This is a genomic window from Fodinibius sp. (assembly GCF_041642155.1).
In the GTDB taxonomy this organism is placed as follows: Bacteria; Bacteroidota; Rhodothermia; order Balneolales; family Balneolaceae; genus Fodinibius.
This window is the reverse complement of record NZ_JBEPWZ010000234.1, coordinates 1-4,924: the sequence shown is the minus strand read 5'-3', so window position 1 is coordinate 4,924 and position 4,924 is coordinate 1. Positions and strand designations below refer to the sequence as shown.

4 protein-coding genes and 1 pseudogene are annotated in these 4,924 nt (G+C 50.2%); 3 read left to right on the top strand and 2 right to left on the bottom strand.

Features of this window, described 5'->3' with window-relative positions:
* Together ACESLU_RS11705 and ACESLU_RS11700 are read right to left on the bottom strand one after the other, a co-directional pair.
* A partial coding sequence (locus tag ACESLU_RS11705; RefSeq protein WP_372638831.1) for a hypothetical protein occupies positions 1-625 on the bottom strand: 625 nt, incomplete at its 3' end.
* Between the two features lies 1 nt (position 626).
* Positions 627-917 (bottom strand): hypothetical protein, encoded by a 291-nt coding sequence (locus tag ACESLU_RS11700; protein WP_372638830.1) that lies wholly within the window; start codon positions 915-917, stop codon positions 627-629.
* Positions 918-1,202: 285 nt separating this feature from the next.
* On the opposite strand from ACESLU_RS11700, the gene ACESLU_RS11695 reads away from it, so the two are divergent.
* The 3 genes and pseudogenes from ACESLU_RS11695 to ACESLU_RS11685 all read left to right on the top strand — a co-directional run.
* On the top strand, positions 1,203-2,300 hold the full coding sequence (locus ACESLU_RS11695; RefSeq protein ID WP_372638829.1) for a Gfo/Idh/MocA family protein: 1,098 nt from the start codon (positions 1,203-1,205) through the stop codon (positions 2,298-2,300).
* A 214-nt stretch (positions 2,301-2,514) separates the two neighbouring features.
* A complete protein-coding gene (locus ACESLU_RS11690; RefSeq protein WP_372638828.1) occupies positions 2,515-3,474 on the top strand; it encodes an amidohydrolase family protein in 960 nt (319 codons plus the stop codon).
* A 160-nt stretch (positions 3,475-3,634) separates the two neighbouring features.
* A pseudogene (locus tag ACESLU_RS11685) lies at positions 3,635-4,924 on the top strand (dehydrogenase); the annotation flags it as partial.

The following is a 4,924-nucleotide window of genomic DNA, read 5'->3' as shown; positions in this document are numbered from 1 at the left end:
AGGCCGTGTACGCTACCTGTGCTGTCCTGGTGGTTCCGTCAGCCTCCGCGGTAGTGATTGTCTCCCTTATAGTAAGCTCGGTTAAGGTTGAAATATTATTGGTTCTGTCATATCCGGCGTAAGCCCCCAAAATCATGTTGCCATTGAGATAGTAATTATAGGACATTCCAACGTTGACTTTATTGAATGACCGGGTGCTGATCTGCTGCTCGAACGGTGCATTAACATCCATCGTCCGGTATTGAGCCGCTCCGATTCCAATTCTCAGGTTCAGGTAATCATATCCGGAGGGCATGGCATCACCGGTCGATACATTTTTGAGTCCCAGGTTAACGCTTATACGGGCTTCGGGACTGAGTTCCTTATTGGTCATGAGCGGGGCCAGTCCATTATTCGAGATTGCACTGGCATCCACTCCAACTACGATATCTCTGTCCGAACGGTTATAATAGTAGCCCATTTTCAGGCTGGTACCTGTTGTATTAACCCCTACGATGCCCCCGACCGGTAAATGTATCGAGGTTGTTCCCTGCGCATCCTCAAAGAAGGTCTGCGCTTGCACATCCGTGGTAACAGACAGAAGATATAAAGCAATAAATAGTAGGTATGTAGCAATGAGCTTCATGTCACTCTTTTGGTGATATATCTATTTCGTCAGAAAGCAGGGAGTATCCTTTTCGTATTTCACCGTTGTAGGTTTTGGTCCGTTCGGTATCAATTATAATTTCCAGCTTCCATGAAGTGCCGTTCATTCCTTTGCAAAGCATGAGTAAATCCAGTTTCCCTTCGATTTCAAATTTTTCCAACGTCCTGCTCCATTCACTGGTCCCATCGAAATACAGGCCAACTTCTTTGCCCTCAAGTTCTATTGTGAGATCAAGGACTGCTCCCGTGAACCTTATATCCAGCTGATTCATAGTAATCTTTAGTGTATGAACGTTTAGCTTGTTATGCTGATCTGATGATACCTCCCAGGGTTGTTTTAGCAATTCAAGTAAACCTATACGCAGACGTTCATTTTTACCTTATCTACTTCTACAGAAACTAATATTCGCATCCCGGGTTTATGTATTTCTTCCCGTGGCGGGTTGAATATTAAAAAAATAAATGATGATTTGGCAATATTAAATAATTCTTTGGATTACAATAAACCTCTATTTATTATCTGTCAGACCTCATAATAAAAAAATGGTGGCAGTGATATGTCTGATGACAGAATTTCCAGGAAGCGTTTTTTGAAACAAACCGGATCTGCTTTAGCCGCAGCCACGGTAGGTTTTCCCTCCATTATTATTCCCAAAAAGAAGGAGAAATTGGGCGTGGCCCTTGTCGGACTGGGAAACTACAGTACCACGCGGCTCGCGCCTGGCCTGCAGCGCACCGAACACTGCGAACTGCGGGGCATTGTCACAGGGTCCCCGTCAAAAATACCGGACTGGCAGCAGCGGTACGGCATCCCCGACGACAATGTGTATAATTACGAAACCATGCACGAAGTGGCGAGCAACGATGATATTGACGTGATCTACGTCGTTGTGCCTACCGGACTGCATGCCAAATATTCTATCATTGCCGCTGAAGCGGGCAAGCATGTATGGTGTGAAAAGCCGATGGCTATGGATGTCGAAGAATGCCGGGCTATCATCGATGCTACCAATAAAAACGGAGTTCAGCTGTGTATCGGTTATCGCATGCAGCATGAGCCCAATACAAGGACCATTATCCGGTATGGCCGGGAAGAAACCTATGGCGCGGTAACAGGCGTAGAAACGGGAGCGGGCTATAGCGGAAGCCACCGGGAGGGCGACTGGAGGCGGGATGCCGAGCTGGGTGGCGGTGCCCTGTATGATATGGGGGTGTATCCGATCAATGCCGCCCGCTACGCAACAAGCAAAGAACCGGTGGCTGCCAGCGGGAAACAAAGCTCGGAGCGTTCCCAGATGTACAGCGAGGTGGATGAGACTACGGTCTTCGAACTGGAATTCCCGGATGGGGTCATTGCCAAAGGGGAAACCAGCTTTGGAAAGTCCATGAATTACCTGAATGTTGATTGTACCGATGGCTGGTATTATTTGCGGCCTTTTCAATCGTACAGCGGCGTGCAGGGAGAAACAAGCGACGGCACCAAGCTTCCGCCGGACCCGGAGCATCAGCAAGCTCGTCAAATGGATAACGAGGCTCTTGCCATCAAAGATGGCACAGACCCGGTCGTACCGGGCGAAGAGGGACTCCGGGACATCAGAATTGTACGTGCGATTATGGAGTCGTCGGAACAAGGCGGTGCAAAAATATCTTTATAGCAGATATTCATGCCTTCTTGATTAAACATAACCTCAGAGATGTAATTGTGCCTTGGATCTGTAACGGCTGTGAATAAAATTTGAAGGCAGCTTTTTTTGATAATAATTATATAACAAAAGAAAATAATAATTCTTTTTTTACCTGTTTATTTGGTGTTTCTACGATTTTTTTTATATATACGAAATCAAAAAAAACAAATGAACTAATCCCTTAATGAGTAAATCTCACTCAATATCCCGGCGGAAATTTTTAACGAGCACAAGCCTGCTTATGGCGGGAGCGGCCTGGAAACTGTATGGCACCGAATTGCCCGGAGCGGACAGTGAACCGATCATTGATATTCATCAGCATACCGATTATTCCGGCAGAACAAATGACGAGCTGGTGGCTCACCAGCGAGCGCTGGGAATCACTACGACGATCCTGCTGCCGGCGGGACGTCCTGTGGAAAAAGCATCCACTCATTTTGGAGATTCCAACGGCCTGGCGGCGGGCGCCGGCGGTAACAAATCCTGCTACCGTTTGGCACAGAAATACCCGGATGAATTTCTGTTTGGAGCTAATGAGGTCCCCGATTTGGAGGATGCGATTCCGGAGATAAAGAAATATGTAGAGCGGGGGGCGAAGGTGATCGGCGAATCAAAGTTTGCCGTCCCCTGTGATTCTCCGGAGATGCAGAGAATTTATGAGCTGGCCGGGTCCTGTGATGTCCCTGTGTTAATGCACTGGCAACATGATACCTATAATTATGGTCTTGATCGCTTCCATACCATGCTGGAAAAATATCCCGAAGTTAATTTTATCGGTCATGCCCAAACCTGGTGGGCCAATATAGACAAAGACCATGAGGATCAAAGTGTCATGTATCCGGAGACCAAAGTAACGGCAGGGGGACTGACGGACCAGCTGCTCAGTGACTATCCGAACATGTATGGAGATCTTTCAGCCGGCTCGGGATTGAATGCACTCACCCGCGATGAGGATCATGCGCGGGAATTCCTACAGCGGCACCAGGATAAACTACTGTTTGGCAGCGACTGTAGTGACAGCAACGGCGGCGGGGACGACTGCAGCGGTGGAAATACGATCGCCATGATCCGCAAGCTGTCACCCACCAAAGACATTGAACGGAAAATCCTGTACCGAAACGCCAAAGAATTATTCCGGCTATAACCCTTGTCCTACATGGAAACCGGCGCATCCTGATCGTTCTCATCAGATTGTGACCAACATGATAATTCCTAATAATTAATGTGATTAACCCAGAAAAATTATAATGCAACACAAGAACCCTTTTTTAACAATCGTAATAAGTTCTTTGCTATTATTCTGCATGTCCTGTGAACGGAATAATAATACGGACGACAGGTCCCTGGGAGAACGCTGCCTGTCCCTGTCTGCCAATATTGCCCAGGCGCAGAGCGGGGAAGCCGGCCAGGCGGATTATGAGCCCTATGCGGATTTGGTGGTCCCCCCGCTGCCCCCGGAGGAGGCCCTGGAGACTTTTGACCTGGTGGAGGGCTTTCGTATTGAAGTAGTCGCCCATGAACCGATGATAACCAGTCCCGTAGCCATGGATATCGATTCCGACGGACGCCTCTGGGTGGTGGATATGCCCTCCTATATGCCGGGCGATGATATGGACGTGCTGCAGGATGCGGTGGCTACGATGGAGCGCGAGCGGGTGCCCGAAGGGCGTGTAACGGTGCTGGAGGACACGAACGGGGATGGGCAGATGGACACGCACCGCGTGTTTGCGGATTCTCTGATCCTCCCGCGGGCGATCAAGGTGCTCCACGATGGGGTGCTGGTGGGTGAGCCGCCCAATGTGCGCCTGCTTCGCGATACCGACGGGGACGGAAAGGCTGATAGCGAGGAAATTGTTTACAGCAGTTACGGGGACGCCTCCGATCCGAATAATCATGGTTTCCCCGGGGGCTTGATATGGGGAATGGACAACTGGCTCCACAGTTCCAATGAAAATGTAGAAAGCATTCGCCGGGTGAGCGGACACTGGCAGACGCGCCCCTTTAACCGGCTGGGGCAGTACGGGATGTCCAAGGATAACTGGGGCCGGCTCTACTCCTCCAGCAATTCCTGGCCGCTTCACACCCATTTCGTGCCCCACGGGTACAGCGACCGTCATCCCGGGTTTAATATCAGCGAAGGCCAGAATGTGCGCATTGCCCCGAACAAACCACTCTGGCCGTCTCACCCCACCGGGGTGAACCGCGGGTATCGCGACGGGATGCTGCGAGACGACAGTACCCTGGTCCAGTTTACGTCAGCCTCGAGCACCACCATATACCGGGGGGCACAGTTCGGGAGCGAGTACGTGGGCAATGCCTTTACCCCGGAACCGGTGGGCAACCTGATCAAACGGATGATCGTCGAGGGGGATCCCTCCGAAATCGAGACGGAAGCTCGGTTTGCCTACGAGGATCGCGAATTTCTGACGTCCACGGATGAGCGATTTCGTCCGGTGAACATGTACACCGCTCCCGACGGGGGACTCTATGTCGTTGATATGTACCGAGGGGTGTTTGAACATGCTTCGCACCTGACCGACTATTTGCGGAACTATACCATAGAACATGACCTCCACAAGGCCAATGGACCGTAT